At 37.3% G+C, this 26,450-nt stretch carries 28 protein-coding genes; 12 read left to right on the top strand and 16 right to left on the bottom strand.

What is annotated here, in order from left to right; translation table 11 throughout:
• Position 1: 1 nt before the first annotated feature.
• The 3 genes from HMPREF9449_RS12135 (at position 2) to HMPREF9449_RS12125 (ending at position 3,285) form a co-directional block, all read left to right on the top strand.
• Positions 2-1,195: a pyridoxal phosphate-dependent aminotransferase gene (locus HMPREF9449_RS12135; RefSeq protein WP_009137558.1), complete on the top strand. Its 1,194-nt coding sequence runs from the start codon at positions 2-4 to the stop codon at positions 1,193-1,195.
• A gap of 42 nt (positions 1,196-1,237) precedes the next feature.
• Entirely contained in the window at positions 1,238-2,077 is an 840-nt protein-coding gene (locus HMPREF9449_RS12130; protein WP_009137557.1) for a prephenate dehydrogenase, read from the top strand.
• A 113-nt stretch (positions 2,078-2,190) separates the two neighbouring features.
• Entirely contained in the window at positions 2,191-3,285 is a 1,095-nt protein-coding gene (locus HMPREF9449_RS12125; protein WP_009137556.1) for a bifunctional 3-deoxy-7-phosphoheptulonate synthase/chorismate mutase type II, read from the top strand.
• Between the two features lie 113 nt (positions 3,286-3,398).
• On the opposite strand, the gene HMPREF9449_RS12120 is transcribed toward HMPREF9449_RS12125, so the two are convergent.
• The 4 genes from HMPREF9449_RS12120 to HMPREF9449_RS12105 all read right to left on the bottom strand — a co-directional run bounded on the left by HMPREF9449_RS12120 (position 3,399) and on the right by HMPREF9449_RS12105 (position 6,464).
• The gene (locus HMPREF9449_RS12120) at positions 3,399-4,355 is read right to left on the bottom strand and encodes an outer membrane beta-barrel protein (RefSeq protein ID WP_009137555.1); all 957 of its coding nucleotides are present in this window, start codon (positions 4,353-4,355) and stop codon (positions 3,399-3,401) included.
• Between the two features lie 51 nt (positions 4,356-4,406).
• Positions 4,407-5,282: a hypothetical protein gene (locus HMPREF9449_RS12115; protein ID WP_009137554.1), complete on the bottom strand. Its 876-nt coding sequence runs from the start codon at positions 5,280-5,282 to the stop codon at positions 4,407-4,409.
• 31 nt (positions 5,283-5,313) lie between these two features.
• Positions 5,314-5,799 (bottom strand): RNA polymerase sigma factor, encoded by a 486-nt coding sequence (locus HMPREF9449_RS12110; RefSeq protein ID WP_009137553.1) that lies wholly within the window; start codon positions 5,797-5,799, stop codon positions 5,314-5,316.
• Positions 5,800-5,951: 152 nt separating this feature from the next.
• Positions 5,952-6,464: a hypothetical protein gene (locus HMPREF9449_RS12105; protein ID WP_009137552.1), complete on the bottom strand. Its 513-nt coding sequence runs from the start codon at positions 6,462-6,464 to the stop codon at positions 5,952-5,954.
• 186 nt (positions 6,465-6,650) lie between these two features.
• Here HMPREF9449_RS12105 and dusB point away from each other — a divergent pair, with 186 nt between their 5' ends.
• Positions 6,651-7,640 (top strand): tRNA dihydrouridine synthase DusB, encoded by a 990-nt coding sequence (dusB, locus tag HMPREF9449_RS12100; protein ID WP_009137551.1) that lies wholly within the window; start codon positions 6,651-6,653, stop codon positions 7,638-7,640.
• Here dusB and HMPREF9449_RS12095 read toward each other — a convergent pair.
• On the bottom strand, positions 7,616-8,809 hold the full coding sequence (locus HMPREF9449_RS12095) for a hypothetical protein (RefSeq protein WP_009137550.1): 1,194 nt from the start codon (positions 8,807-8,809) through the stop codon (positions 7,616-7,618). The genes dusB and HMPREF9449_RS12095 overlap by 25 nt on opposite strands.
• 234 nt (positions 8,810-9,043) lie before the next feature.
• Between HMPREF9449_RS12095 and HMPREF9449_RS12090 the strand changes: the two genes are divergently transcribed.
• Entirely contained in the window at positions 9,044-9,541 is a 498-nt protein-coding gene (locus HMPREF9449_RS12090; RefSeq protein WP_232211419.1) for a YdcF family protein, read from the top strand.
• Between the two features lie 26 nt (positions 9,542-9,567).
• On the opposite strand, the gene HMPREF9449_RS12085 is transcribed toward HMPREF9449_RS12090, so the two are convergent.
• From HMPREF9449_RS12085 to pyrH, 9 genes are all read right to left on the bottom strand, one after another.
• On the bottom strand, positions 9,568-9,918 hold the full coding sequence (locus HMPREF9449_RS12085) for a DUF4870 domain-containing protein (protein WP_009137548.1): 351 nt from the start codon (positions 9,916-9,918) through the stop codon (positions 9,568-9,570).
• Positions 9,919-9,924: 6 nt separating this feature from the next.
• On the bottom strand, positions 9,925-11,448 hold the full coding sequence (gene gltX / locus HMPREF9449_RS12080) for a glutamate--tRNA ligase (protein WP_009137547.1): 1,524 nt from the start codon (positions 11,446-11,448) through the stop codon (positions 9,925-9,927).
• Positions 11,449-11,475: 27 nt separating this feature from the next.
• Positions 11,476-11,751: a hypothetical protein gene (locus HMPREF9449_RS12075; RefSeq protein ID WP_009137546.1), complete on the bottom strand. Its 276-nt coding sequence runs from the start codon at positions 11,749-11,751 to the stop codon at positions 11,476-11,478.
• A gap of 9 nt (positions 11,752-11,760) precedes the next feature.
• Positions 11,761-11,943, bottom strand: coding sequence for a hypothetical protein (locus HMPREF9449_RS16270; protein WP_009137545.1), 183 nt, complete (start codon positions 11,941-11,943; stop codon positions 11,761-11,763).
• Positions 11,944-11,995: 52 nt separating this feature from the next.
• On the bottom strand, positions 11,996-13,141 hold the full coding sequence (locus HMPREF9449_RS12065; RefSeq protein ID WP_009137544.1) for a 1-acyl-sn-glycerol-3-phosphate acyltransferase: 1,146 nt from the start codon (positions 13,139-13,141) through the stop codon (positions 11,996-11,998).
• A gap of 66 nt (positions 13,142-13,207) precedes the next feature.
• Positions 13,208-14,410, bottom strand: coding sequence for a pyridoxal phosphate-dependent aminotransferase (locus tag HMPREF9449_RS12060; protein ID WP_009137543.1), 1,203 nt, complete (start codon positions 14,408-14,410; stop codon positions 13,208-13,210).
• A gap of 218 nt (positions 14,411-14,628) precedes the next feature.
• Positions 14,629-15,330: a Crp/Fnr family transcriptional regulator gene (locus tag HMPREF9449_RS12055; RefSeq protein ID WP_009137542.1), complete on the bottom strand. Its 702-nt coding sequence runs from the start codon at positions 15,328-15,330 to the stop codon at positions 14,629-14,631.
• A gap of 21 nt (positions 15,331-15,351) precedes the next feature.
• Positions 15,352-17,232, bottom strand: coding sequence for a 1-deoxy-D-xylulose-5-phosphate synthase (gene dxs, locus HMPREF9449_RS12050; RefSeq protein ID WP_009137541.1), 1,881 nt, complete (start codon positions 17,230-17,232; stop codon positions 15,352-15,354).
• Between the two features lie 100 nt (positions 17,233-17,332).
• Positions 17,333-18,043, bottom strand: coding sequence for a UMP kinase (gene pyrH / locus HMPREF9449_RS12045; protein ID WP_009137540.1), 711 nt, complete (start codon positions 18,041-18,043; stop codon positions 17,333-17,335).
• 145 nt (positions 18,044-18,188) lie between these two features.
• Here pyrH and HMPREF9449_RS12040 point away from each other — a divergent pair, with 145 nt between their 5' ends.
• The 6 genes from HMPREF9449_RS12040 to HMPREF9449_RS12015 all read left to right on the top strand — a co-directional run bounded on the left by HMPREF9449_RS12040 (position 18,189) and on the right by HMPREF9449_RS12015 (position 24,480).
• A complete protein-coding gene (locus tag HMPREF9449_RS12040; protein ID WP_009137539.1) occupies positions 18,189-18,929 on the top strand; it encodes a glycosyltransferase in 741 nt (246 codons plus the stop codon).
• Between the two features lie 17 nt (positions 18,930-18,946).
• Complete coding sequence (locus HMPREF9449_RS12035; protein WP_009137538.1) at positions 18,947-19,555, top strand: lipid-A-disaccharide synthase N-terminal domain-containing protein; 609 nt, start codon at positions 18,947-18,949, stop codon at positions 19,553-19,555.
• 30 nt (positions 19,556-19,585) lie between these two features.
• Positions 19,586-20,710, top strand: coding sequence for a radical SAM family heme chaperone HemW (gene hemW, locus HMPREF9449_RS12030; protein WP_009137537.1), 1,125 nt, complete (start codon positions 19,586-19,588; stop codon positions 20,708-20,710).
• Positions 20,711-20,913: 203 nt separating this feature from the next.
• Positions 20,914-22,359, top strand: coding sequence for an asparagine--tRNA ligase (gene asnS, locus HMPREF9449_RS12025; RefSeq protein WP_009137536.1), 1,446 nt, complete (start codon positions 20,914-20,916; stop codon positions 22,357-22,359).
• 26 nt (positions 22,360-22,385) lie between these two features.
• Positions 22,386-23,867: an RNA polymerase factor sigma-54 gene (rpoN, locus tag HMPREF9449_RS12020; RefSeq protein WP_009137535.1), complete on the top strand. Its 1,482-nt coding sequence runs from the start codon at positions 22,386-22,388 to the stop codon at positions 23,865-23,867.
• A gap of 13 nt (positions 23,868-23,880) precedes the next feature.
• On the top strand, positions 23,881-24,480 hold the full coding sequence (locus HMPREF9449_RS12015) for a hypothetical protein (RefSeq protein ID WP_009137534.1): 600 nt from the start codon (positions 23,881-23,883) through the stop codon (positions 24,478-24,480).
• On the opposite strand, the gene HMPREF9449_RS12010 is transcribed toward HMPREF9449_RS12015, so the two are convergent.
• Both HMPREF9449_RS12010 and HMPREF9449_RS12005 read right to left on the bottom strand, forming a co-directional pair.
• A complete protein-coding gene (locus tag HMPREF9449_RS12010) occupies positions 24,477-24,917 on the bottom strand; it encodes an SPOR domain-containing protein (RefSeq protein WP_009137533.1) in 441 nt (146 codons plus the stop codon). The two genes, HMPREF9449_RS12015 and HMPREF9449_RS12010, sit on opposite strands and share 4 nt — an antisense overlap.
• Before the next feature lie 55 nt (positions 24,918-24,972).
• The gene (locus HMPREF9449_RS12005; protein WP_009137532.1) at positions 24,973-25,368 is read right to left on the bottom strand and encodes an SPOR domain-containing protein; all 396 of its coding nucleotides are present in this window, start codon (positions 25,366-25,368) and stop codon (positions 24,973-24,975) included.
• 267 nt (positions 25,369-25,635) lie between these two features.
• Here HMPREF9449_RS12005 and HMPREF9449_RS12000 point away from each other — a divergent pair, with 267 nt between their 5' ends.
• Positions 25,636-26,427 carry a peptidylprolyl isomerase gene (locus HMPREF9449_RS12000; RefSeq protein ID WP_009137531.1) on the top strand — a complete coding sequence of 264 codons (792 nt, stop codon included), beginning with the start codon at positions 25,636-25,638 and terminating at the stop codon, positions 26,425-26,427.
• Positions 26,428-26,450 lie beyond the last annotated feature (23 nt).

Raw genomic sequence — 26,450 nt, 5'->3', positions numbered from 1 at the left:
TATGATTATTCAACCAGCAAATAGAACGAATAGTGTGAGTGAATACTATTTTTCACGTAAGCTCCGCGAAATAGATGAAATGAATCGGCTTGGAGAAAAAGTGATCAGTTTGGGGATAGGATCACCTGACATGGCACCGGCTTATGAAGTAATTCACACGTTAATACATGGAGCCGAAAATCCTGAGAATCATGCTTATCAGAGTTACAAAGGTATCCCGGAATTGCGAAGGGCTTTTGCAGAATGGTATCAAAAATATTACGGTGTAGAACTGGACCCTGAAAAAGAAATACAGCCTTTAGCCGGATCGAAAGAAGGAATTTTATTATTGTCACTGGCTTTTTTAGACAAAGGGGACAAAGTATTGGTGCCTAATCCAGGGTATCCTACTTATTCTTCTGCTTCCTTATTAACGGAGGCTGAAATTATTCCCTTTGATTTGAAGGAAGAAAACAATTGGATGCCTGATTTTGAAGCTTTAGAAGCAATGGACTTGACTGGTGTAAAAATGATGTGGGTTAATTATCCGAATATGCCAACAGGAGCCCGGGCTACGGAAGCCTTATATCGTCGGTTAGTAGAATTTGGTTTAAAGCATAAGATTTTGATTTGTAATGATAATCCCTACAGTTTTATCCTCAACGAAGAGCATCTCAGTATTTTGAGTGTTTCTCGGGCGAAAGAATGTTGTATTGAGTTGAATTCTTTGAGTAAAGCCCATAATATGGCTGGTTGGCGGATTGGCATGATTGCGGGTGAAGCGGAAGTTATTGCCAATGTGTTAAAAGTAAAAAGTAATATGGATTCCGGTATGTTCCGGCCTATGCAATTGGCAGCAGTGAAAGCTTTATCGTTGGATGCTGGTTGGTATACGGCTTTGAATGAGGAATATAAAGCCCGTAAATTATTGGCAGGAGAGATTTTAGATTTATTGGGAGCGACTTATGATCAAAATAGCAGTGGAATGTTCTTGTGGGGGAAAATAGGAGAAAAATGGGAAAACGGAGAAAAGTTGACGGATTATATATTGCAAAAGGCTAGAGTATTTATCACTCCTGGCTTTATATTTGGAAGCAATGGTAACCGATATATTCGTATTTCTCTTTGTGCGAAACGTCCTGTTTTGAAGGAAGCTTACGAGCGGATAAAGAATCGTTTGTATCCTGCCGCATTGCAGCATGGTTCTTGGTGTTAAGTTCAGAAAGCAGAAAAATAAGGAAAGTAACAGAGAAAAATTATGCAAGTAGGAGTAATCGGAATTGGTTTGATCGGCGGCTCAATGGCGATCGATTTAAAAAAGAGAAAGTTTGCAGATCGGGTGGTCGGTGTGGAAAGCGAACAGTTGCATGCCGCCGCCGCTAAGGAGATGGGTTTAGTGGATGACCTTGTAAATTTAGAGGACTGTATTGCAGAAAGTGATATTATTGTGGTGGCGACTCCCGTAAGTGCTGCAATTCGTTTAATTCCTCAGATTTTGGATAAGGTGGATAAACAGATTGTCACAGACGTTTGTTCTACCAAAGAAAAAATCAATGAAATGGTCCATTATCATCCGAACCGGAAAAATTTTGTAGCTGCTCATCCTATGGCGGGTACGGAATATTCGGGACCTTGGGCGGCTCTGTCCGGACTTTTTGATGGACGTGCCGGGATTATTTGTAATGCAGAAGATTCGGATATACGGGCGGTAGAATTAGTGAAAAGCATGTATGATTGTTTGAATATGAGAATGATATATATGCGGGCGGCTCATCACGATGTGCATACTGCTTATGTTTCTCATATTTCTCATATTTCTTCTTTTGCTTTGGCTTTAACTGTTTTGGAAAAAGAGAAAAATGAAAAGAATATTTTTGATTTGGCTTCGGGAGGTTTTTCTTCTACGGTACGTTTAGCTAAAAGTAATGCTGATATGTGGGCTCCTATATTTTCTCAAAACAAAGAAAATGTGTTGACGGTATTGGATACTTACATTGAAAAGTTACAGGAATTTAAAAAACATATATCCGATTACGATGAACAAGGAGTGAGAGAATTGATTTATAAGGCAAATAAGATAAAGAGAATTATTCGTTGAGAATAAAAAACGTTTATAAAACGAGATACACAGTGTATATTAAAAACGCCTGCAAAGTCAATTAAAAAGGTAAAATGCAAAATTTTAAATAGAAACACATAACGATAAATTTTATGGCAGCAATTCAATTAGATTTATTAAAAGTAAGTGAATGGGGTATTTTTTCGGATACGAAAAAACCGTTGATTATTGCGGGTCCCTGTAGTGCGGAAAGCGAGCAGCAATTATTTGAAACGGCGAGGGCTTTGAAAAGTAACGGGGTGAACGTATTGCGGGCAGGTATTTGGAAACCTCGTACCCGTCCGAATTGTTTTGAAGGTGTCGGAGCAGATGGTTTAGGTTGGATGCGTCGTGTACAACGGGAATTGGGTATGAAAACTTCTACAGAAGTAGCAAATGTCAAACATGTATACGAAGCTTTGAAAGCAGGAGTGGATTTGTTATGGATCGGAGCCCGGACGACGGCTAATCCTTTTGCTATGCAGGAAATTGCAGATGCTTTGAAAGGAACGGATATTCCTGTTTTAGTTAAAAATCCGGTAAATCCGGATGTAGAGCTTTGGATCGGAGCTTTAGAACGTTTAAATATGGCTGGATTAAAGAAAATTGGGGTTATACACAGAGGATTTTCTACCTATACAAAAGCAAAATACAGAAATATTCCACAATGGCAGATCCCCATAGAAATTAAACGTCGTCATAAGGATATACTCATGATTTGTGATCCCAGTCATATTTCCGGTAAAAGAGAATATATACAGGAGGTCTCTCAGCAAGCTATGGATTTGGGTTTTGACGGTTTGATTGTGGAATCGCATATTTGTCCTGAAATTGCTTTAAGTGATGCAGCGCAGCAGGTTACTCCTTCTTCTCTCTCGGAAATTTTATCCCATCTGGTCATCCGGAATGTAGAGACGGAGGATGTAGAGTATAAAGAAAATATTGATGAGTTACGGGCTCGTATTGATGAATTGGATAACGAATTACTCCAGATCCTGTCAGATCGTATGAAGGTCTCTGCAGAAATTGGGAAGTATAAAAAACAAAATAATATCACGATTTTACAACCGGGACGTTGGGATAAGATTTTGGAAAAAGTATTTCAGAAAGGAAAGCAGAATGGATTGAGTGAAGAATTTTTAGAAAAAGTTTTCAAAGCGATTCATCAGGCTTCTATCGATCGGCAGACTGAAATCATGAATGAATAAGCTGATAGTAAGGAAAAGAAATATCCTAAAAATATTCTCACGAAAAGACAATATTTCAGGATATTTCTTTAAAAATAAATCAATTAAAAATTATTTTATAGGCACAGTAATCTTTAAAATGTTACTCCTATCCCCAAGCTGTAAGGATGCAATTCCGGCCCTTTGTTTGATTTGAACATATTGGTTAAAGTATAACTTCCCCAGATATTCAGGTTGTGGTAACCGATACGTGCTACTACATCTGCTTTGACAGGTATCATATTGAAATTATCGGAATTTTTGTCTTTTTTCTTATTTCCATCGAGGTTCTTATATACAATTTTTGTTTTGGAATGAAGGCGGATACCTCCCATAAAACCGGCAGATATATATACTTTTTTTCTGAGCCTTGCTGGAAATTGTACTTCCATTAAAACAGGAACCGTGAGGTAAAGTGTTTTGAACGAATTCCTTTTTACTTTCCAGTCTGGATTGAGGGTATAGGGCATAATTCTGTTGTTCTCATCCAAACAGATGGACTGGTGTTTATTTTCAAAACGCAAGCGTTGGTACTCGAGCCCTAAACCTACAATTAATCCAAAATTATTCCGGGGTACGAGATTGATGCTTTGTTCCAAAATATTAAATTGCATGACGAAAGAATTTGCATAATCTAGTTCCATAAAATCCTGTTCACTGGCGGAATAATCAGAATAATCAGTATTTGTAAAGTTTACAAATCCGAAATTAAAACCGCACCAATGGCCACTGAAATTTTGGTACCCTTTGTTTTTTTTGTTTTTATATTTATGGTTTCCTAAAATTTCAATTTCTGTATCATTTCCGGAACCGATAATTGTCAAGCCGCTGGATGAAGAAGAAAGAATACGTATTTTAGATTTTTTTTGTGTAGGGAGAGTATCTGTAATTTGCATTTCCCTGTTTGACAGAAGAGAATCCTGTAAGTTCGGTACGAATTTTATATTTTTTTCTTTTTGCCACAGATCGTCCACCATTACTGTATCTTGGAAATTGGAAGCCATTCCGTTTAATGTCAAAAAAATTGCAAAGAGAGATAATGTTGTTTTCATAGTATTATTTTTCTTAAATTCTATTATTTTCCCATAAGACGGATAGTGTTTTTAATATGTTACAGACACTTTTGCATTTATATTGTTTTTTTTCATTCTTTGTGTAAGGTTTTTACCAGCGTGAATAACAGAAGTAATTATATTTTTTGTTCCCACATTATCGGAAGAAGCTCTCCAGGTTTTAGCTGATTCAGTAAGAATAATTTCCGGAGTGTCGTTCATAGCTATTTCCTGAAGTTTTATTTCTGTATCAGAAGTAAGGAGGATTACTGTTTCCATAGAGGAAGAAATGGGAGCAATAATTTGCTTTGTAGGTTTTATGGATTTTACTTTCGCCAGTTCAAAAGAGGGTTTGTAACCTTTTGTTTCCAGAGGTGTACTGAAATGTGGTGAAACGATAAGGGGAAGAATGGTTTTCCGATTGTCGCTGAACATCGAATCTTTTTCTACGATAGAGGGCGTAAACAACCGTATGAGCAGAAAGAGAGATAAAACAGCTGCCACAGCAGTTAATTGTATCAAAAGAATACGTTTACCTTGCTTTTTGTAAAGTTTATTTTTCTTATTAAAATGAATATTCGGGTTTGGTTTAAGCCTTAATTGCTGATAGAGCTGCACAGAGGCCTGAAACTCCTGGTCAGCAAATCTTTCCTTCAATTGCTTTTTTTCCCTTTCTGTCAATATTTCTTCTGCGGCTGCAATAGCATAATAATCCGGACATTCCTGTAGTTCTGTTTTTTTTAGAGATTCTTTATGTAAGTAAGTAAAAGTGGGTTTCTGAAGTTTTACCTTATCCGTGTCTTCTATAAGCTTGGATAATTCAGGATGTACCAACAGAAAAGCTTTTAATTCTGCTGTTTCCGCTTCTCCTAATGTTCCATCGAGATAATCGGCAAAATAAATTTCGTAATTTTTCTGTGTAATCATATTTAAATCAATTAAACCCTTCCTTATAGAGTTACACGATTAAATCAGGTTTTCGGATAAATTCTTTCATAGAATTGCGGGCTCTAAAAATATATACTTTTACCTGACTTTCGGATAAATGAGTAATGTCTGCTATTTCTTGGTAAGAATAATTTTCATAATCTCTCAATAAAATAACTGTTTTTTGGACAGGGGATAATTTGTTTAGTGCAAATTCTAAAATATCTTGTAAATCAGGTGATTGCGTGCCAGATAAATAATATTCCGGATTTATATTTTCTATATCTTTATTTCTCTTTTCCCGCCGGAATATATCGATCATTTTGTGATAAGAAGTCGTAAAGAGAAAAGCTTTTGCTTTTTCGAACGTGATTTCTCCGACATGTTCCCAAAGTACCATATAAGCGTCTTGAATGATATCTTCCGCTAATTCCTTATTATGACAGGTCTTGTAAATAAAACGAAATACATCGTCAGAGAATTTGTCTACACTTAAATTATATTCGTTTCTATTCATATCTTGTATGGGACGAACGAATATAATGAAAAGTTACAGATTATTTCAAATGTTTGCATTCCTCCTTTTAAGCTGGCTTTCCGAAGGTTTTATATTTTGAGTTTTTAGTAAAGTCATATTAGCCTGAAAGAGGTTATACATTCAGACTTCAATCAATCTGTAAATAAGAAGGAATTGAAGAAAATTTCTCTTTCTTCTTTTAAAATATCAAAATGTCTGGTTTTAGCTCCAATTGTAACTTGATAAACTTTATTATTTCTAAATATAAACCGTTTAAAGTAGGTCATTTCATATTTATCTTTAATAATAGAATATTCTATTTCTTTGATAAGCATGTTTTCATAAGGAACTGTTTGTTCATTTTTCAGGATAGCAGTTTCCATATCTACAGAACCTTTTTTCAATTGTTCGTATATTGCTAATGCATGGTTTGGATCGGAAAAAGATATTTTTTGATTTGAAAAATCGGAACATACCACTCCGAAAACACAGGTTAAATCTTTTGTTTGGTAAATATAAGAAGGGATTCCATTTGTCTTTCTCTGTAATTTTTGTACATTATTCGGGAATAAAAAGGAGATATGTTGATCTGTTTCGATTCGTTGCCAACGGGCGTCAGTAGGTAAAAGGGTCAGGAGGGACAATAGTAATTTTAGTACAAGCATGATTTTAAGAATGGTTTAATTTGTTATTTTTGCAGCAAACTTATTTAATAATCAGATGTATTCAAATATTCTTCGGACAGAAATCAAAAGTTTTAGGATGCTTTAACAGATTTGGCATTCCGGAGAATCCCTCATTATTGTGAAGTTGTAAAAAATATTTAATCAAATCCTTTAGTTTTTAAGTTTATGCAGATAGCAGGAAAAGAATTAGGAAAATATCCTTTGGTGTTGGCGCCTATGGAAGATGTGACCAATCCTCCTTTTCGAAAGTTTTGTAAAGAATTTGGAGCAGATTGGTTATATTCAGAGTTCGTTTCTGCGGATGCCCTGGTTCGCTCTGTTCATAAATCTTTGAAAAAATTGACGATAGAAGAATCTGAACGTCCTGTAACGATTCAGATTTATGGCCGTTATATTGATTCTATGACGGAGGCCGCTAAAATCGTAGAGGAAGTGCAGCCGGATTTCATCGATCTGAATTTTGGTTGTCCTGTAAAAAGAGTAGCCCAGAAAGGAGCTGGTGCAGGGTTGTTAAAAGATATTCCTCTTATGATAGAGATGGCGGAACGAATTGTCAAGGCCGTGAAGGTTCCGGTTACAGCTAAAACCCGTTTGGGGTGGGATTGTGAACATATTATTATCGAAGATATTGCCGAACGTTTGCAGGATGTGGGGATACAAGCTTTGGCTATACACGGGCGTACCCGTTCTCAGATGTATGCGGGGGAAGCGGATTGGGAACCTATTGGAAGAGTAAAAAATAATCCGAGAATCCAAATCCCGATTATTGGAAACGGAGATATCACGTCTCCTCAAAAGGCTAAAGAGGCTTTTGATAAATACGGAGTAGATGCTGTTATGATCGGACGGGGGGCGATTGGGCGACCTTGGATTTTTAAACAAATCAAGCATTATTTTCAAACCGGAGAAATGTTACCGGATTTATCTGTTGCAGAACAAATTGATATTTTAAAAGAACAAATATTATTATCTGTCGACTGGATTGATGAAATAAGAGGTATTCTTCATATGCGCCGGCATATGGCAGCTATGTTTAAAGGCTTACCTCATTTCCGGGAATTACGGATACAAATGTTAAGAGCTGAGTCTATAGAGGAACTTTGGCGGATCTTCGAACTTATCCGGGAACGTTATTCCGGAGTAGAACGGGCTTGATTTTCAAAAGTAATCAAACGGATTTCTTTCCAGGGAACATAAACGGGTATGCTATCCTCCGGAAATATCAGAATGCCACTGTTTTCAGCGCCTACATCTACGGAATCTCCTAAGCTGAGAGCCGCTCCGTTTGTGAGAGTGATATAAGAATATTTATAGTTTTTCGGTTCTATTGATTGGAGGTATTTAAAAGGGATAGAATATTCGATATTATCATTTTCCCCTTCCAGGAGTTCAAAATTCATCGCTTCATCTAAATCGTAAGCTAGCCTTCCTTTTATTTTTTCTCCTTTGCGGGTTAAAATCTCCCCATAAAGAGGCGTTTGGTCCGAGAAATCAGCATAGGAAGGCAGTGGAATTTCTTCTATGTTCAAAGATTCCAATTTGCTTGCCGGGATGGTCACAATACCAATGTTTGGCATATTTACTGTAATTTCCCGAAGATTTTCGATGGTCTTTAAATCCTTTACTTCTCCGTTTTTTAAAATGAGCCGATAGCCGTTCGGAGCTTTGAGGATTCTTTTGATTTGAGAAAAGCTTATATAGATTTCTCCTCGGGCTGTTTTGGCTTTAAACGTATCTGTGATTGTTTTTTTCTTGTTCCAGCTAATAAATCCTTTATAAATCCCTTGTTTGGTTTGAACGATACCGGTAATCGGAAGAGTATGAGGCGGACAAAAAGAATCGGGCGAGGCGTCGAATTCAATTTTAGCTATTTTTTCCCAGGGAATCTCTATTTCTTCTTGTGCTGATATTTGAAGAGAGATGGGAGTGTTTATATCTTTAAAACTGCCTTTTTTTAATAGGATTTGATAACCACTCTGAATGTGAAGATTAATTTGGTTTATGCCGCTCAATTCTATGGTTTTTATATCTCCGAATCGGCAGGCAAATATATGTTGGGGGGGGACTGACGATGTTTTGCCTGAGTGATTAAAAAGTACTCCGTCCTCAGGTTTAAAATAGTGGGCATAAGGATTTTTCGGTTTGAGAGCTTGAAAAAGATCTGTCCAGTATAATTGATTCTTTCCCCAGGTAATGTAGCCGGAGAATTTTTCATTGTCTACAGTAGAAATATGTCCATATATGCGATAACTACAGTTTTGGGCAAATACGGAAGAAGCCATACCTGAAATCAGGCAAATAAAGCCAAATAAAAGATTTTTCATAGAAGACATATTTTCCAAAATGACGTATAAAGGGGCAGAAAAGTTACAAATAAAATACACAGTAGGGACACAAAAGAGGATTTTTTCCTGATTAAAAATGATATTTTTGTACGGGAGTATAAGATAAGTCTTTTGTTATTTAAATAAAGGATTAAATCAGTTTGTTTTTTATATCTATTTTTGTATGGATATTTGTTTGATTTGGGGAAACTTTTGAATAGTGGAATGAAGAATATGAAAAATATTTTACTGGTATTGGGAGCGCCTAACGATGAAAAGGGCAATTTGAGCAGAATTGCTTTAGATCGTTTGAATTATGCCTTTGAGCTCTATTCGCTTAATAAAAACAGCCGTTTCCTTTGTACAGGAGGATTTGGGAAACAGTTTAATCCAACCTCTTTACCGCATGCTTACTACAGTAAACAATATCTTTTGCATAAAGGAGTGAAAGAAAATGACTTCCTGGAATTTGTGTTGTCTTCCAATACTGTCGAAGATTTTAGGATGTCGAAACTTGTCATTGAAAAAGAGCAGCCGGATATTTTGTGGGTTGTTTCTTCCGATTTTCACATGAAACGGGTAAGAATATTGCATGATATTATCATGCAATATCCGAATACCATTTTTGTACCCGCTCCTTCTAGCCTGACCACTCAGGAACTAAATCCCTTTTTGCTGCATGAAGAACAAGCTATCCGGGAGTTGCAGGCAAATAACTTTATCCTGTATTGACGTTTACAGCCCTACAGGAGAATGCTTTAGTTTATAAATTTGATGCTTAGGGGATAAGGCCACAATATACCGTCATTCGCCCGTATTGCACCAATAATTGTAAATATAAGACTGCATATTCCCAAAGCGATTAAAAGAGGAATCCCAATAAGGATAAAAGTTAAGATCGTAGCTCCTATGGCGTAGAGGAAGCAGGAAATAATCCAGTTCATTACTATTTTTCCATTGGCGTCAATATAGGAAGAGGTGTCCTTCTTTGTTAACCACAACACCAAAGGTAAAATCCATCCTAGTCCGGGAATGATTACTCCCGCAAATTGCGAGATGTGAATAAACATCGCATATTGTTTTTCAGAATCAGAAATCCTATTTTCCATGTATCTCTATTTTAGTGTGTTTAATGCTTTTTCCAGCCGCTTTAATGTTTCGGTTTTCCCGATAATTTCAATAATATTGAACATATGTGGTCCTTTGGCTGCTCCTACGATGGCGACTCTAAAAGGATTCATTACTTTGCCAAAACCGATTTCCTTGGTGTTAATCCATGCTGAAATAATTTTTTCAGTGTTGGCAAAAGAATAATCTTCGATTTTGCTGAGAAGATTATATAATTCCTGCATCAGGGGTATGGATTCTTCTTTCCAGTATTTTTTTACGTCTTTTTCATTGTATTCTTCCGGTGTAACGAAAAAGAATAAACTGTCGTTATAAATATCTTTCACGAAATTAGCCCGTTCTTTCATTAAACCGCATACCTTTTCTATTTGAGATAGGTCTGCCTGAATGCCGTTACTTTCCAGTATTTCTTTTAAGGGAATTGCGAGTTCCGTATCCGGTTTATGAATCAGGTATTTGTGATTGAACCATTTTGCTTTTTCCGGATCAAACCGGGATCCTGCTTTATGGACTCTTTCCAGCGAAAAGGCTTGACATAACTCTTCCAGCGAGAAAATTTCCTTATCCGTTCCGTCATTCCAGCCTAGTAAAGCAAGCATATTGATAAAAGCTTCGGGAAAATATCCGTCTTCTTTATAACCATGCCATATTTCTTTGGTCTCAGGGTCTGTCCATTGCATTGGAAATACGGGGAATCCCATCTTATTCCCATCCCTTTTGCTCAGTTTCCCATTTCCTACAGGTTTCAGAATAAGGGGAAGATGCGCAAATTCAGGCATCACTTCTGTCCAGCCGAAACTTCTGTATAAAAGTACATGCAGGGGAAGAGAGGGAAGCCATTCCTCTCCCCGGATGACGTGTGTAATTTTCATCAGGTAGTCGTCTACTACATTTGCTAAATGATAAGTAGGCATACCGTCTGATTTGAAGAGAACCTTGTCGTCCAATAAGGAGGTATGGAAACGAACTTCTCCCCGGATAATATCTTTTAAATGGAGTTCTTCATTTTCAGGCATTTTAAAGCGGATGACATAGGGCTCTCCTGCTTCCAGTAATTGCCTTACCTGATCAGCATCCATTGTAAGAGAGTTCCGGAGTTTTATCCGTGTGGTAGCGTTATAGATAAACGTTTCTTTTTGCGCTTCACAGGATTTGCGGTAATTGTCCAATTCTTCAGCTGTATCGAAAGAATAATAGGCGTGTCCGGATGCAACTAATTGTAAAGCGTATTGTTTATATAAGTCTTTTCTTTCGCTTTGACGGTAGGGACCGTATTCTCCTCCTGTTCCTACTCCTTCATCCACCTTTAAACCGCACCATTGTAAAGATTTTATAATATATTCCTCTGCTCCGGGTACATATCTGGTCTGGTCGGTATCTTCTATACGTAAAAGGAAATCTCCTTTATGATGACGGGCAAATAAATAGTTGAAAAGGGCTGTTCTCACTCCCCCTAAATGAAGTGCTCCTGTGGGACTTGGAGCAAATCTGACTCTGACTTTTCTTTCCATTATGGCAAATTTTGATGTAAAATCAATTTAGAATTCTGATTTTTTGTCCTCTGAAGTGACTGTGCGATCCGAAATATTTTGCAATAGATTTTTGACAAATTCAATTCCTCTCCGGATGGCCGTTTCTTTCGAGGTAATGCCGCTTAAGATGGGTTCTGCATGGTTAAAAGGATTATCCGGGTTATCCGTAAGTAAATAGACGGTATATTTCCCGTTTTTCCCATTCTTGGTTTTACTTACAAGCCCTAACCAAACGTCTATATGGCGATCTTTCAGGTATATCGTGCGTTTAACTTTATACATTTTGAGATTTTATCTTCGGTCTTTTCGGTTGTTTTTTTGGAAATTCATGACCGAAACGGCAATAGCTAAACTTAACATAGCGCAGATGTTGATGTATACTGGTGTTCGGTCCGTCGTTGTCATCAGACTAAATACGCTGGAAATCATAATTAAAAAAGCACCAAGAATAATGAGTAAGCGGACTGTTTTCATTAATTTTCGTTTTTCGTTTAAGTTTCAGATACGGAATAAAATAGGCTTATTTTTATTGCTCAGTGTCTTTTAGGTGGAGACAATTTTTAATAGGATTAGCATAAATCTCCAAATAAATGTTATTCAATAGCGAACGGTTTCCCTCAATTTTGTCGATTTTCTGAGTCATTGTGCAAATAAATTTTTCTTTTTCTTCATCGTTATAAAATTTTGAAAATTTATTGACAGAATGCAAAAGATCATAAGCAATATAATTATTCGGCCATAATTTAAAGTTTTTATGAATTTTTGAATCAATGAGCTGGGCAAGGACTTCCAGTCTTTCTCCATTGGATGGCAAACTGGCTATTGCATCCAGTTCGTCATCAATGGGTTTGTCTACCACAAAGTTGATCCTGCCTTTATACATGGCTAAACCGGTTTGCATACTTTTCATATCTTCTTCCGGAGTTTTTATGTATTCGCTGACCGTTTTGGTGTATAATTCATTTGTCTTCAGATCGTCGCAAGGCTCCCATTCATAAGAGATAGACAAAGGCACGATTTTGAGCTGTCGGAAATTTTCTGCGAAATCTTTAGAACTGCTCATTTTGAACATTTTCAGTAAACTGGGTTGTGTTTTATCATCCCCGTTTTTAGTCCGTCCTTCTTTTTGGGCAATCCATATAGAATTGACTCCAGCTTCAATTGTGGCACGTATGTATTCAGAACGAAGGGCAGAGCTGACGATCATTTCTCTGACGGGAATATCCCTTTCTATAATGAAACAGGAATTCAATTTCACCAGGTCTGTAACCCATTCATTCACCAGAAGATTACTCCCGATAGCAGCTTCTGTATATTTAAAACCGTTTTTTCTCAACAACAGATTCAATATAGCAGAATCCAGAATAATATCTCTGTGATCAGAAATAAACAGATAGGAAGTATCCGGTCTGAGATTTTCCAATCCGCTGATGGAAACTCCGTCTGAAGTATGGTCGATAACCGACTGAATCGCCGGACCAAAAAATTTGCATTGGAATTCATCCCGGGTATGGATGTCCTTGAGCGTCGCAGCGATTACATTTTTATCAATCTGAGTAAGCTGTGAGAAAACGGATAGAAACGCCTCCGCATTGCTGAGTCTTTGTGCTGCTGCAACAACTTCACTCCCTACATAGGGTCTAATACTGTCAAATTTCGAGTCGGATATCATATCTGTTTTTTCTAAAAAATCTTAATCACAGCTTCATCTAAGCTGCAAAGATAGAAAAATTATCTGTTATGCCTGCTGTGCTCCAGGATATTCTTTCAAAGCCTGAGCCAAGGTCTCCATCGCTTTTTTCAGTTCGCTGATTTTTAAAACATAAGCGATTCTTACTTCATTTTTTCCGAGACCCGATGTATGATAAAATCCACTGGCAGGAGCCACCATGACTGTTTGACCGTTATAACTAAAATCTTCCAATAACCATTTCGCAAAACGGTCGGCATCGTCTACAGGTAATTTTACGATGGAATAAAAAGCTCCTTTCGGTTTCGGGCAAATGACTCCCGGCATTTTATTCAGGGCTTCCACCATAAAATCTCTCCGTTCGATATACTCATTGTAAACGTTTTCGAAATATTCGTCGGTTGTATCTAAAGAAGCTTCTGCGGCTATTTGCCCTAAAGCGGGAGGACACAGACGCGCCATGCCGAATTTTAAAGCTGTCGCTAAAATCTCTCTGTTACGGGTAATGATAGCTCCTACACGGATACCACATTCACTGTATCTTTTTGACATCGAATCAAATAAAACGACATTCTGTTCAATACCCGGTAAATTCATGACAGAAAAATGTTTCAGACCATCGTAACAATAACGTCTGTATACTTCATCTGAGTATAAATATAAATCGTATTTTTTGATGATTTTAGCCAGCTCTTCTAATTCCTCTTTAGAGTATAAGTAACCTGTCGGATTGTTGGGGTTGATGATGACAATACCCTTTGTTGCAGGAGTGATCAGCTTTTCAATTTCACTGATAGGAGGTAAAGCAAAATTGTTTTCAATAGTGGAGGTGACTGTCTTTACTTTTACGCCTGTCATAACAGCAAAAGCTGTATAATTGGCGTAAAAAGGTTCCGGAATAATGATTTCATCTCCGGGATTTAATGTGCTCATAAAAGCAAATAAAATCGCTTCGGAACCTCCTGTCGTAATTAAAATATCTTCTTCATGAATATTAATTCCTAAATGCTGGTAATATCCTGCTAATTTTACTTTTAACGTATGATTTCCTCCGGAGGGGGTGTATTCGATGACAGACAATTTCATATTCCTGACAGCTTCCAAGGCGATAGGAGGAGTTTCTATATCTGGTTGTCCGATGTTAAGATGATATACTTTAATCCCTTTTTCTTTGGCTTGGTCGGCATAGGGAACCAGCTTGCGAATAGGAGAAGCCGGTATTATTTTTCCCATTTCTGAAATTTGTGGCATGTTTTAATTAATTATTAATAGTTAGACTTAAAAAGACGCGTTAAATTACAATAATTTTCAGATAAAGGTATAAAAAAAAGAAAAATATTGAGTTTTAAAAAAAGAATACAAAGCAAACATATTTGCATCTCACCTTGAAATAATCGAGGTGAAGGAAAAGACACTAAATATCTTAGTGAATGATTGTGATAAATAAAGGCTGAGTTTTTAAGTTCCTTTTATAAACCGGCTCTGTTTTTTAATTTTTCAATATTTAAAAGCTTGATTTTGCGTCCTTTTGATTCGACTAATCCTTCGGTTTTATATTCAGACAATAGACGGATAACAGTTTCCGTAGCGGTACCTACAAAATTACTCAAATCTTCCCGCGAGATGTTTAATTTTAAGGTGCCATCGTTTTCGACCCCGAAATCGTGGGCCATCATCAATAATATTTCTGCTAGGCGCTCTTTTACCGATTTCTGCGCAATATCCCGAATATAGCGATTGGATTCTCCTAATTCTTTGCAGGCAATTTGCATTAATTCGTAGGCGAAATCCGGGTTGTTTTTTATCAAAAGTAAGAGCGTTTTTTCCGGAATAAAATAGAGGATGGCATCTACTAATATCTCTACGGAAGTACAGGCTTTTTCTTTTAAAATGACAGAACGGAAGCCGAAAAAGTCACCTTCTTTCTCAAATTTTATGATCTGCTCTTTTCCTTCGTGCCCGGTCTGAAAAATTTTGACAACGCCGCTGTATACAAAATAACATCCCTTCATGCGAGTCCCTTCGGAATAGACAAGGCTTCCTTTTTTATAATATTTGACAGAATCGTTACTAACTAACAAATTAAGCTCTTTTGCCGAAAGATTTTTAAATGTCTTTTTAAATTTTTCGTAACACTCTACATTATTCGGTAATTTTATTTCGTCTTTCATCTCACAGAAGCTAAAGAAATCTTACTCTTTTAATAAGCTGCAAATTTGGTTGTAAATGGCCTCTTCGTCATAACCACATAGTTTGTAAAGTTGTTGTTGGCTACCGTGTTCAATGAATTTATCAGGTATACCCAATCGGGACACTTGAGCATTGTAATGATATTTATTCATAAATTCGATTACAGCACTTCCTAATCCTCCTATAATAGTCCCGTCTTCCAATGTGATAATTTTTTTGAATTTACTAAATATAGTATGTAAAAGTTCTTCGTCTATCGGTTTTAAAAAACGCATATCATACCAACCGATTGTAGGTCGGGGAATTCTGGCTATAGCCTTTTGGGCAAGATTCCCGATAGCTCCTATAGACAACAGAGCGATTTCTTCTCCTTCTATCATGCATCTTCCTTTCCCAATAGGTAATTCCTGAAAAGGGGTTTTCCAATTTGTCATAAAACCGTTTCCCCTGGGATACCGGATGACAAGGGGACCTTGTTGGTGGGGCAATTGGCCCGTATACATCAAATTCCGCAGCTCTTCCTCATTTAAAGGAGCACTGATCGTGAGATTCGGAATACATCTGAAATAAGCTAAATCATAAGCCCCATGATGAGTAGCTCCATCTGCTCCAACTATTCCTCCCCGGTCCAGACAAAATACAACTTGTAAGTTTTGAAGTGCAGTATCATGGATAACTTGATCGTAGGCCCTTTGCATAAAAGAAGAATAAATATTGCAATAAGGAATAAATCCTTTCGCTGCCAGACCTGCGGAAAAGGTCACCGCATGTTGTTCCGCTATTCCTACATCGAAGCATCTTTCAGGCATCTCTTTCATCATGATGTTTAACGAACAGCCTGTCGGCATAGCAGGCGTAATACCTAAGATTTTATCGTTCGCGCGGGCAAGTTCCAAAAGAGTATAACCAAAAACATCCTGAAATTTAGGCGTCGGCGACGGATTTTGTTCTTTAATCAGTTCGCCCGTGTCCTTATTGTATTTTCCGGGGGCATGCCAGGTCGTTTGATCTGCTTCCGCCTGTTTCAGTCCTTTGCCTTTTACCGTAATACAGTGTAGTAGTTTAGGGCCGTTGATTTTTTTCATATCCCGGAGTATTTTTACCAGATGATTGACATCATGGCCATCAACAGGTCCAAAGTAACGAAGCCCCATTGCTTCGAACAGATTGCTCCGTTTCAGCAATAAAGATTTCAAACTGTTATCGACATTTTGTATAAAGCTTCTCATGCCTGGGCTGATACGGTTCAGCTTTCCCAGAATATGCCATACGTCTTCCTTCAGCTTGTTGTAAGTTTTGGAGGTGGTCACATCCAGAAGATAATCATTTAAACCACCGATATTGGGATCGATAGCCATATTGTTGTCGTTCAAAATGACCAGAAGGTTGCTATTATGAACACCCGCATTATTTAGGGCTTCGAAAGCTAATCCCCCTGTCATAGATCCGTCACCGATAACTGCAACGGACTGACGATCTGTTTCTCCGTTTATTTTGGCAGCAATTGCCATCCCTAAAGCTGCTGAAATAGACGTAGAAGAATGTCCTGTTCCAAAAGAATCATATTTGCTTTCCGACATTTTCGGAAAGCCGCTGATGCCTCCGAACTGACGTTTCATTTTAAATTGATCTTTTCGTCCTGTAAGGATTTTATGAGCGTAAGACTGATGACCTACGTCCCAGATCAGATTGTCGTATGGCGTATTGAGGACATAATGTAGGGCGACGGTGAGTTCTATCACGCCGAGGCTGGCCCCTAAATGTCCAGGATTTTCCGCGCAATCTTCAATAATTTTTTGCCGGATATCCGCACATAATTGTATCAGGGAATCTTCCGGTAGTTGTCTGAGATCTTCGGGTGTATTTATCTTGTCTAATATCATATTGCTCCTGAGAGGAAAATAAATAGCCTATTATTTTCAATTTTTATTCCGCTAGGAATAGATTTTTCTGATTCTATCTCTTCATTCTGATTGGAACTGTTTATTTTTCGTATACCAGCGTACCTATTTTTTCTCCGCTCATTAATTTTTTCAAATTCCCTTCTACATCCATATTGAATACAACAATGGGAAGATGATTTTCCTTACACATAGTTGTCGCTGTCAGGTCCATAATTTTTAATCCCTTGTTATATATTTCGTCATAGGTAATCTTATCGAATTTCGTAGCTGTGGGATCTTTTTCCGGATCAGCTGTGTAAATCCCGTCGACCCGGGTCCCTTTTAACATAGCGTCAGCTTCGATTTCAATGGCCCGTAAACTACTGCCTGTGTCTGTCGTGAAATACGGATTTCCGGTACCGGCACTAAAAATAGAAACATATCCCTTTTCTAAATATTCTATGGCTTTGCTTTTGGAATAGAATTCTCCGATAGGTTCCATGCGGATAGCCGTTAAAACTTTATTTTTACATTTCTCATTGTCTAATGCCGAACTGAGGGCCAGGGCGTTAATGACAGTAGCCAGCATTCCCATGCTATCCCCTTTTACCCGGTCAAAACCTTTATGGGAGCCGCTTAATCCCCGGAAAATATTGCCTCCGCCGATAACAATGCCGATTTGTATTCCCATGTCTGCAATTTCTTTAATTTGACGAGCATAACTTTCAACACAAGTTACGTCAATTCCGTATTTTTGGTTGCCCATTAAAGATTCACCACTTAGCTTTAACAGAATCCGTTTATATTTCATATCTTTGTACTTTATTTAAATAAGACAAATACTCCGTTTCAGGAGATTAAAAAATAAATTTACTCTTGGAAAAAGAACTCTAAAAGTAGAGCAAAGCTAATTAATTTTGTGTTATTCTTGAATGAAATGAATGAAAATTTAAGTTATGAATAAAACTGCAAATTATGAGTTGACGATTATTGTTCCTGTCTATAACGAAGAAGGTAATATTCAACGCCTGACAACAGAATTATCCCACTATTTGCAGATCTCTAAGCTCACCTCTTGTATTCTTTTTGTAAATGACGGCTCTACAGATAAAAGTGAACAATTTATCCAAGAAGCTTGTAAAGCAAATAAAGATTTTTTTTACCTGAGTCTAGCCCAAAACGGAGGGTTGAGTGCTGCAATGAAAGCAGGTATTGACCACATTTTTTCTGCCTATGTCGGTTATATCGATGCTGATTTGCAAACAACTCCGGAAGATTTCAATCTTTTAGCTGACTATGTAAATGATTATGAAATGGTCATGGGTATCCGGACCGGAAGGAAAGATAGTTTTGTAAAAAATATGTCTTCCCGGGTTGCGAATGGATTTCGTAGGGCAATGACTCACGACGGGGTAGAAGATACAGGATGTCCTTTGAAAATTCTTCGGACTCCGTACGCCAAGAGAATCCCTTTTTTTACCGGCATGCACCGTTTTTTACCTGCTTTGATACAGTTACAGCATGGAAAAGTAAAACAGGTTCCTGTCCGGCATTTTCCCCGGATTGCCGGAAAATCAAAATATCATTTATGGAATCGTCTGGCAGGGCCTTTTAAGGATTGTTTTGCTTACCGATGGATGAAAAAGCGGTATATTAATTATGAAGTTGCAACAAACAATCTGGGTAAAGTCCATTAATTTTGAGAGATGTATATATGATCTATGTAATTGGTTTCCTGGCGCAATTGCTCTTTTCTGCCCGCTTACTGCTGCAATGGATTATGTCCGAAAAGGCAAAAAAGGTTGTTTCTCCTTCTATTTTCTGGAAACTGAGTCTGTTAGGTTCTTATCTGTTGTTTATATATGGCTGGCTGCGGAATGATTTTGCAATTATTCTGGGACAATTAATTTCTTATTATATTTATATCTGGAATTTAGATAAAAAAGAAAGTTGGCGGAAATGTCCGGTCGTTATCCGCTATGTTTTATTATTGACTCCAGTGGCTGTTATGGGCTATATGTTTAAAGACCTGCCTGCTTTCGTCAATCAGTTTTTTAAGAATGAAGACATTCCTTTGTGGTTATTGGTATTTGGCTCTCTGGGACAAATCATATTTACATTGAGATTCGTTTATCAATGGCTTTATTCCCGTAGAAAAAATGAATCTGTTTTGCCATTGGGCTTTTGGCTGATCAGTTTGACGGGTTCCCTGATTATTGTCGCTTATGCTCTTTATCGGCGGGATCCTGTGTTAATTTTAGGACAATCTACGGGCTTGTTGGTATATAGCCGTAATATTTATTTGCTTCAGCGGAATAAGTAGGAGGAAAAAGTTATATTTTTCGAAAAGAATATGGGAGTCTATGTACATATACCTTTTTGTCGGAGTAAATGTTATTATTGCGGATTTTATTCTGTCGCTTCCATCGTTTTTAAACAAGCTTTTATCCGCGCATTGTGCAGGGAAATAGAATTGAGGAAAGATTATTTAGGAACTTATAAACCGGAGACTTTGTATTTGGGAGGTGGGACTCCTTCTTATCTTACTCCTGATGAACTTCAGATTATTTTACAAAAATTGGAAGAAATCCATCCGCTTTCTCTTTCGGCGGAAAGGACGATAGAGATGAATCCGGAGGATCTGGTCCCGGCTAAATTGAATGAATTGCGTCGTTTAGGCTTCAATCGCTTGAGTATAGGGGTACAAACCTTTAATGAGAAGGGGTTGAAAAAAATGAACCGGACCCATACTGCTCGTCAGGCGATAGACGGTATTTTTTGTGCGGCTGAATCCGGTTTTGAAAATATCGGTATCGATTTTATCATTGGTATGCCGGGAAATACTCTGGAGAATATAAAAGCGGATTTGAAGCAAATCCAATATTTGCCTGTTTCGCATGTATCTGTATATATTTTAAGTATAGAAGAAGGTTCCGTATTTGCCCGGCAAATCGAAAAGGGAATTTTTGCTCCTCCACCAGAAGAGAAGGTGACGGAGGAATATTTTTTTGTAGCAGATGCATTGCGGGAAATGGGGTTTGAACATTATGAAATATCTAATTTTGCCCGGGCAGGTAAATATTCTGTCCATAATTCTAATTATTGGAGTAAAAAACCCTATATCGGATTAGGGCCTTCTGCCCATTCGTTTAATTTACATTCCCGGCAATGGAATGTTGCTAATGTAAAAACTTATAGTGAAAGTTTAGATAAAGATATTTTAAAATTTGATTTCGAAGAATTAACGGAGGTTGATCAATATAATGAATATATAATGACGGGTTTGCGGACCATGTGGGGAATCAATCTGGATATTCTTCGGTCTACTTATAAAAAATATTGGTCATCGGTAGAATCCCGTATTGCTGCGTATATTCAACAAGGCTGGGCGAAAAGGGACGGGAATCATTTGGTGTTGACCGAACGGGGATGGTTGGTGTCGGATTATATTTTTTGTGATTTATTTGTAATATCGTGATGTTGATGGCGTTTTAATTTTTCTTGGGCAGAAACGTTCTTTAAAATGTATAAATTATTTCAAGGTATAAGAGGTTTTTTTGTCGTTTTGAGGTTTATTCTTTATTTTTGCAAATTCACAGATTATAAATAGTATGAACAATTGATGAATTAGAAAACAGCGGCTTTTTTGTAACTGTTTTGACAATTGTAACTTAAAGAGAAATGAAAACACAGAAAGCAACAGTAAAGGACTTATTACAATCGGGAGATTGTAATCAAGAAGTGGAAATTAGAGGTTGGGTAAGAACAAAACGAGGAAATAAACAGGTGAATTTTATTGCCTTAAATGACGGTTCTACTATAAATAATATACAGATCGTTGTAGAAATGACTAATTTCCCGGAAGAGATGATGAAAAAAGTTACTACTGGTGCTGCGATATATGTGAAGGGCCTGTTGGTGGAAAGTGCGGGTAGTGGACAATCTCATGAAATTCAGGCCAAAGAGTTAGTCGTGTTGGGAGAAGCTGATCCGGAAAAATATCCGATTCAGCCCAAAAAGCATTCCTTGGAATTTTTGCGGGATGTCGCTCATTTGCGTTTCAGAACTAATATTTTTGGAGCTGTTTTCCGTATTCGCCATGCGATGGCTTTTGCTATTCATCAATATTTTAACGATCATGGCTTTTACTATTTGCATACTCCCCTGATTACGGCTTCCGATTGTGAAGGAGCCGGGGAAACGTTCCGGGTGACGACTTTAGATCCGAAAAATCCTCCTTTAGATGAAAAGGGAGAAGTGGATTTTAAGCAGGATTTTTTTGGAAAAGCCACCAACTTAACCGTAAGCGGACAATTGGAAGGAGAATTGGGAGCAATGGCTTTGGGAAAAATTTATACTTTCGGACCTACCTTCAGAGCAGAAAATTCGAATACGACCCGGCACTTATCTGAGTTCTGGATGATAGAACCAGAGATGGCTTTTTATGATCTGGAGGATAATATGGATTTGGCAGAAGATTTTCTGAAGTATTTGATTCGGTATGCATTGGAGCATTGTATGGATGATTTGAAATTCCTGAGTGCCCGTTTACAGGAAGAAGAGAAAAATAAGAAAGCAGAAGATCGTTCAATGGAACTGATCGAAAAATTAAATTTTGTGCTCACTCATTCTTTTGAGCGGGTTTCTTATACAGAAGCAGTAGAAATACTGATGAATAGTAAACAAAATAAGAATGGTAAGTTCCAATATCCGGTTAGTGGTTGGGGGGTTGATTTACAGAGTGAACACGAACGTTATCTGGTGGAAAAACATTTCAAGAAACCCGTTATTCTGACAGGTTATCCGAAAGAAATTAAGGCTTTTTATATGAAGCAGAATCCAGACGGGAAAACAGTGGCAGCCATGGATGTACTTTTTCCTCAGATCGGAGAAATTATCGGTGGATCTCAAAGGGAGGAAAATTATGATAAATTGGTAAACCGGATGAAAGAGGTCGGTATCTCTACAGAAAGTATGTCTTATTATCTGGATACCCGTCGCTTTGGTTCTGCTGTACATAGTGGTTTCGGTTTGGGATTTGAACGTTTATTATTGTTTGTGACAGGGATGGGAAATATTCGGGATGTAATACCTTTCCCTCGTACACCTAAGAATGCAGAATTTTAATTTTTCAAAAATCTTATTTTATCCCTATGGCACTAAAGCAAAATTTACAACAAAAACTGGGGTTGAAGATAAATCCACTTCAGATACAGTTGATAAAATTGCTGGAGTTGCCTACTTATCAATTAGAACAGCGTATAAAGGAGGAATTGGAGTCTAATCCCCTTTTAGAAGAAGGAGAGGAAGAACCGGAATACGCAACTGAAAATGAAGAGGAGTTTGAAGAGAGGGAGGAGGAGGAAGGACCGGAAAGAAACGAAGATGATTTTACCCTGGAAGATTATATCAGTGATGATGATGATATTCCGGATTATAAGCTATCTGTTACCAATGCTTCCAAAGACGATGAAACCAGAGATCTGATTTTTTCTCAGGGAGCTACCTTCAGAGAAAATCTTCTGAATCAATTGGGGATGCGGAATTTATCGGATTTTGAGAAAAAAGTAGCAGAATATATTATTGGAAATATCGATGACGACGGTTATTTGCGTCGGGATATTGAAAATATTGTCGATGACCTGGCTTTTGGTGCCGGTATTGAGATTTCTGAGCAAGAAGTGGAACGACTTTTAAAAATTATTCAGGAGTTTGAACCTTCCGGAGTGGGTGCAAGAGATTTGAAAGAATGCCTGTTATTACAGATTCGCCATAAGCTTTCTGAACATCCGAATTATCCGGGTTTGCATACAGCACAGGCTGTTTTGACGGATTGTTTTGAAGAATTTTCCCGAAAACATTATGAAAAAATAGCTCGGAAATTGCGAATTTCCGACGCTGATTTGAAAGTGGCTATTGAGGAAATTTTAAAGCTTAATCCTAAGCCCGGAGGTGCTGCAGGCGATTCTTCTTTTGAAAGAAATGCCGAAAAGGTTATTCCCGATTTTACTTTGGATTTAGTAGACGGAGAATTGCAGTTGACCTTGAATTCCGGAAATTTACCGGAATTGAGGATCAATAAAGCTTATTTAAATATCCTGGACGGTTATAAAAACGGACAAAGTATTAAGAATAAAAAAGATGTAGTTTCTTTTGTAAAGTATAAGTTGAATTCTGCAAAATCATTTATAGATGCTGTTGAACAACGAAATAATACTTTAATGTTGACAATGACGGCAATTGTGCAGTTTCAGAAACAATTTTTTCTAACGGGGGATGAAAGCTTGTTAAGGCCCATGATTTTGAGAGATATAGCAGATATTACAGGTTTAGATGTCTCTACCATTTCCCGGGTATCGAATTCCAAATACGTACAGACTTGGTTTGGTATTTATGCTTTAAAAGATTTCTTTACAGGAAGTATGCAAATGGATACAGGCGAGGAAGTTAGTACAGGTGAGTTAAAGAATACTTTAAAAGATATTATTGAGGCGGAAGATAAGAAAAAGCCTTTAACAGACGATGAATTGGTCGACTTAATGAATCAAAAAGGATATCAAATTGCCCGTCGTACTATTGCTAAATACCGGCAAATGCTGGATATCCCTGTCGCCCGTTTAAGACGGGAAATATAACAAATCTGAAAATATGAAGTTTATAGCACAAGGTGTATCTTATCTGTTTCATCCTTTATTGGTTCCGTTATACGGATTGTTCTTTATTTTTAATTCTGCTTCTGTATTTTCTCTCATACCCTTTTCGACTCAAGTCTATTGTTACTTTGTTACCTTTGTAGCGATGTTGTTAATGCCGTTATTAGGAATGATTGTATTTAAGAAAATGGGTTTTATCAGTAGTTATGATTTATCGGTAAAACAGGAACGGGTTTATCCGGCCTTGGTCGCTATTTTTTCTGCATTTGCCGGTTTTTATCTGATTGGAAAATTGCCTTATACTAATATTGTACAGCAATTGTATTTAGTATTGATTATTGTTTTATCCGGCTTTTCGATTATTACACTTCGTTGGAAAATGAGTATGCACATGACCGCTGCAGGAGCTGTATGTGGCTTTATTACGATTATCGGATTTCGATATTGGGGAGAAGTCCGGGAAAGTCTGATGGTTATTTTGATTTTATCGGGTATTTTAGCTACTTGCCGGTTGTATTTAAAAAAACATAATCCCGCTCAAATCTATGCCGGTTTTCTTTTCGGTCTGAGTTTTGTTGTAGCTATTCTTTATTAATTTGGCATTTTATAAATCCAAATATCTTCCCGTTTGATAAGATCCGAATATTTTTTCCGCTGACGAATAGCTTCTTGTTCTGTGGCAAAATTATCGATGCTGATACGAAGACGGTTATTTGTTTCTAAAAGACAAGCTGGATAACCTTCTGTTTTTAATTTTTCTGTAAATTTTTCTGCTTGGTTTCGTTCCGTATAGGAATAACTGCCTACAATAATATAGTATGGTTTTTTCTCTGCAGGAACAGCTGGTAAGAGGGTAGAATCTTTTGGAAAGGAGGGAGTATTCAATAGGGTATCTTTTGACAAAATGACTTTCGGCTTATTTAAATCCCGGATGACTGTAATGTTTGTCAAATACTGAGGGGCCAGTTTTTGACGATTACAGCTTGACAATATACAACCACAAATTCCAAATAAAAATATTATTTTATACATTTTGAATTAATTACAGAACGAAAGGAGGCTCTCAGCTTTCTTTTTAGAATATTTCTCAGTTCTTGGCGTGATAAATCCAGGTGTTTTCTTTTCCACTTTCGTGTTTTAAAGTATTCAATGCCTCCTGGGCTTCTTTTGAAGTAGCATAACCTGTATAACTTACCAAATATAAATTTTCATAGTAAGGAATTATTTTGGAATCGAATCCTTCTTTTTGAAGCTTTTCACATAGCTTGTCAGCTAATTCTTTGTATTCAAAACAGCCTGCAATTAAAAAATAGTGCTGTACTTCATTTCTGACCGGTTTTTCAATTTCGGTTATAGGGGCTGGCTCTATACTGTCATTTACCAGAGCAGGTTTTTCTAGGGTAGGTTCTGCCTGTTTTTTTTCTTTACAACTGTTTAAAAAACAACATAGCGATAAAAGGAAAAAGAGGACTATTGTTTTCATGTTTGTTGGATTTAAGTATTCTTGAATTTAACTGATTTTATTATAAATAAGTTACAGTACGTTACAAATTTAGTAAAAAAATGATTCCTATTTAGGTTAGAACTATTATTTTTGCATAAATAGCCATCCGGGACAGACATCTTCGGATTTTATTGTACGCTTATTCATTTGGGAATAAATTGACTTTAGGGCTATTTCTTAGGGAGAGACAGTTTTCCCGACTGTCCTTATAACTTTGTAGAGGTTTTATAAATAAATTTGAAAATAATGAAGTGTGTTTTACTAAGCTTTTTCGTCCTTTTGTTTTGGAGCTGTGAAAAAAAAGATCCGAATGTAGTGATTATACAAACGAATTTTGGGGACATTAAAGTCCGGTTGTATGAACAGACCCCTGGACATCGGGATAATTTTTTGAAATTGACAAAGGAAGGGTATTACGAGGGAATTTTATTTCACAGGGTTATTCCTCATTTTATGATACAGGCAGGAGATCCGGATTCAAAGCATGCTCAAGCAGGAGAGGTTTTGGGAGGAAATAGTATCAATTACATGATAGATGCTGAGATCCGTCCTGAGTTTTTTCATAAGAAAGGAGCGCTTGCAGCCGCCAGGGAAGGGGATGAGGTAAATCCTCTGAAAAAATCCAGTGGTTCTCATTTTTACATTGTTCAGGGAAAGGTGTTCCGGCCGTCGGAACTGGATTCGTTAGTAGTAAAAATCAATGACCGTAGGCGACAAACTATTTTGAACCGTTTGAAAAAAGAAAAAGAAGTGGAACTCCGGGCATATGAATTGATGAAAGATCAGGAAAATTTAAATTTGATTGAGCAGGAAATAAATGATCAGTTGAAACAGTTGTTTGAAAAAGGCAAACTGACACTGACGGAAGCTCAAAAAGAAGCATATACAACCGTTGGAGGGGTTCCCCATTTAGACGGAGATTATACGGTCTTTGGAGAAGTTATCGAAGGCCAAGATATTGTAGACCGGATTGCTGCATTGAAAAGGGACGAACGGGACCGGCCTTTGAAAGACGTAGTGATATTAAAAATGAAATAAAAGATCGGCTTATTAAAAGCCGA

The sequence above is a fragment of the Odoribacter laneus YIT 12061 genome (genome assembly GCF_000243215.1).
GTDB lineage: Bacteria > Bacteroidota > Bacteroidia > Bacteroidales > Marinifilaceae > Culturomica > Culturomica lanea.
This window is presented reverse-complemented; position numbering and strand designations above follow the sequence as displayed.

Coding starts and splice junctions, on each gene's coding strand:
- HMPREF9449_RS12135 (WP_009137558.1), top strand. CDS start 2: ATGATTATTCAACCAGCAAATAGAACGAATAGTGTGAGTGAATACTAT.
- HMPREF9449_RS12130 (WP_009137557.1), top strand. CDS start 1,238: ATGCAAGTAGGAGTAATCGGAATTGGTTTGATCGGCGGCTCAATGGCG.
- HMPREF9449_RS12125 (WP_009137556.1), top strand. CDS start 2,191: ATGGCAGCAATTCAATTAGATTTATTAAAAGTAAGTGAATGGGGTATT.
- HMPREF9449_RS12120 (WP_009137555.1), bottom strand. CDS start 4,355: ATGAAAACAACATTATCTCTCTTTGCAATTTTTTTGACATTAAACGGA.
- HMPREF9449_RS12115 (WP_009137554.1), bottom strand. CDS start 5,282: ATGATTACACAGAAAAATTACGAAATTTATTTTGCCGATTATCTCGAT.
- HMPREF9449_RS12110 (WP_009137553.1), bottom strand. CDS start 5,799: ATGAATAGAAACGAATATAATTTAAGTGTAGACAAATTCTCTGACGAT.
- HMPREF9449_RS12105 (WP_009137552.1), bottom strand. CDS start 6,464: ATGCTTGTACTAAAATTACTATTGTCCCTCCTGACCCTTTTACCTACT.
- dusB (WP_009137551.1), top strand. CDS start 6,651: ATGCAGATAGCAGGAAAAGAATTAGGAAAATATCCTTTGGTGTTGGCG.
- HMPREF9449_RS12095 (WP_009137550.1), bottom strand. CDS start 8,809: ATGAAAAATCTTTTATTTGGCTTTATTTGCCTGATTTCAGGTATGGCT.
- HMPREF9449_RS12090 (WP_232211419.1), top strand. CDS start 9,044: ATGAAAAATATTTTACTGGTATTGGGAGCGCCTAACGATGAAAAGGGC.
- HMPREF9449_RS12085 (WP_009137548.1), bottom strand. CDS start 9,918: ATGGAAAATAGGATTTCTGATTCTGAAAAACAATATGCGATGTTTATT.
- gltX (WP_009137547.1), bottom strand. CDS start 11,448: ATGGAAAGAAAAGTCAGAGTCAGATTTGCTCCAAGTCCCACAGGAGCA.
- HMPREF9449_RS12075 (WP_009137546.1), bottom strand. CDS start 11,751: ATGTATAAAGTTAAACGCACGATATACCTGAAAGATCGCCATATAGAC.
- HMPREF9449_RS16270 (WP_009137545.1), bottom strand. CDS start 11,943: ATGAAAACAGTCCGCTTACTCATTATTCTTGGTGCTTTTTTAATTATG.
- HMPREF9449_RS12065 (WP_009137544.1), bottom strand. CDS start 13,141: ATGATATCCGACTCGAAATTTGACAGTATTAGACCCTATGTAGGGAGT.
- HMPREF9449_RS12060 (WP_009137543.1), bottom strand. CDS start 14,410: ATGCCACAAATTTCAGAAATGGGAAAAATAATACCGGCTTCTCCTATT.
- HMPREF9449_RS12055 (WP_009137542.1), bottom strand. CDS start 15,330: ATGAAAGACGAAATAAAATTACCGAATAATGTAGAGTGTTACGAAAAA.
- dxs (WP_009137541.1), bottom strand. CDS start 17,232: ATGATATTAGACAAGATAAATACACCCGAAGATCTCAGACAACTACCG.
- pyrH (WP_009137540.1), bottom strand. CDS start 18,043: ATGAAATATAAACGGATTCTGTTAAAGCTAAGTGGTGAATCTTTAATG.
- HMPREF9449_RS12040 (WP_009137539.1), top strand. CDS start 18,189: ATGAATAAAACTGCAAATTATGAGTTGACGATTATTGTTCCTGTCTAT.
- HMPREF9449_RS12035 (WP_009137538.1), top strand. CDS start 18,947: ATGATCTATGTAATTGGTTTCCTGGCGCAATTGCTCTTTTCTGCCCGC.
- hemW (WP_009137537.1), top strand. CDS start 19,586: ATGGGAGTCTATGTACATATACCTTTTTGTCGGAGTAAATGTTATTAT.
- asnS (WP_009137536.1), top strand. CDS start 20,914: ATGAAAACACAGAAAGCAACAGTAAAGGACTTATTACAATCGGGAGAT.
- rpoN (WP_009137535.1), top strand. CDS start 22,386: ATGGCACTAAAGCAAAATTTACAACAAAAACTGGGGTTGAAGATAAAT.
- HMPREF9449_RS12015 (WP_009137534.1), top strand. CDS start 23,881: ATGAAGTTTATAGCACAAGGTGTATCTTATCTGTTTCATCCTTTATTG.
- HMPREF9449_RS12010 (WP_009137533.1), bottom strand. CDS start 24,917: ATGTATAAAATAATATTTTTATTTGGAATTTGTGGTTGTATATTGTCA.
- HMPREF9449_RS12005 (WP_009137532.1), bottom strand. CDS start 25,368: ATGAAAACAATAGTCCTCTTTTTCCTTTTATCGCTATGTTGTTTTTTA.
- HMPREF9449_RS12000 (WP_009137531.1), top strand. CDS start 25,636: ATGAAGTGTGTTTTACTAAGCTTTTTCGTCCTTTTGTTTTGGAGCTGT.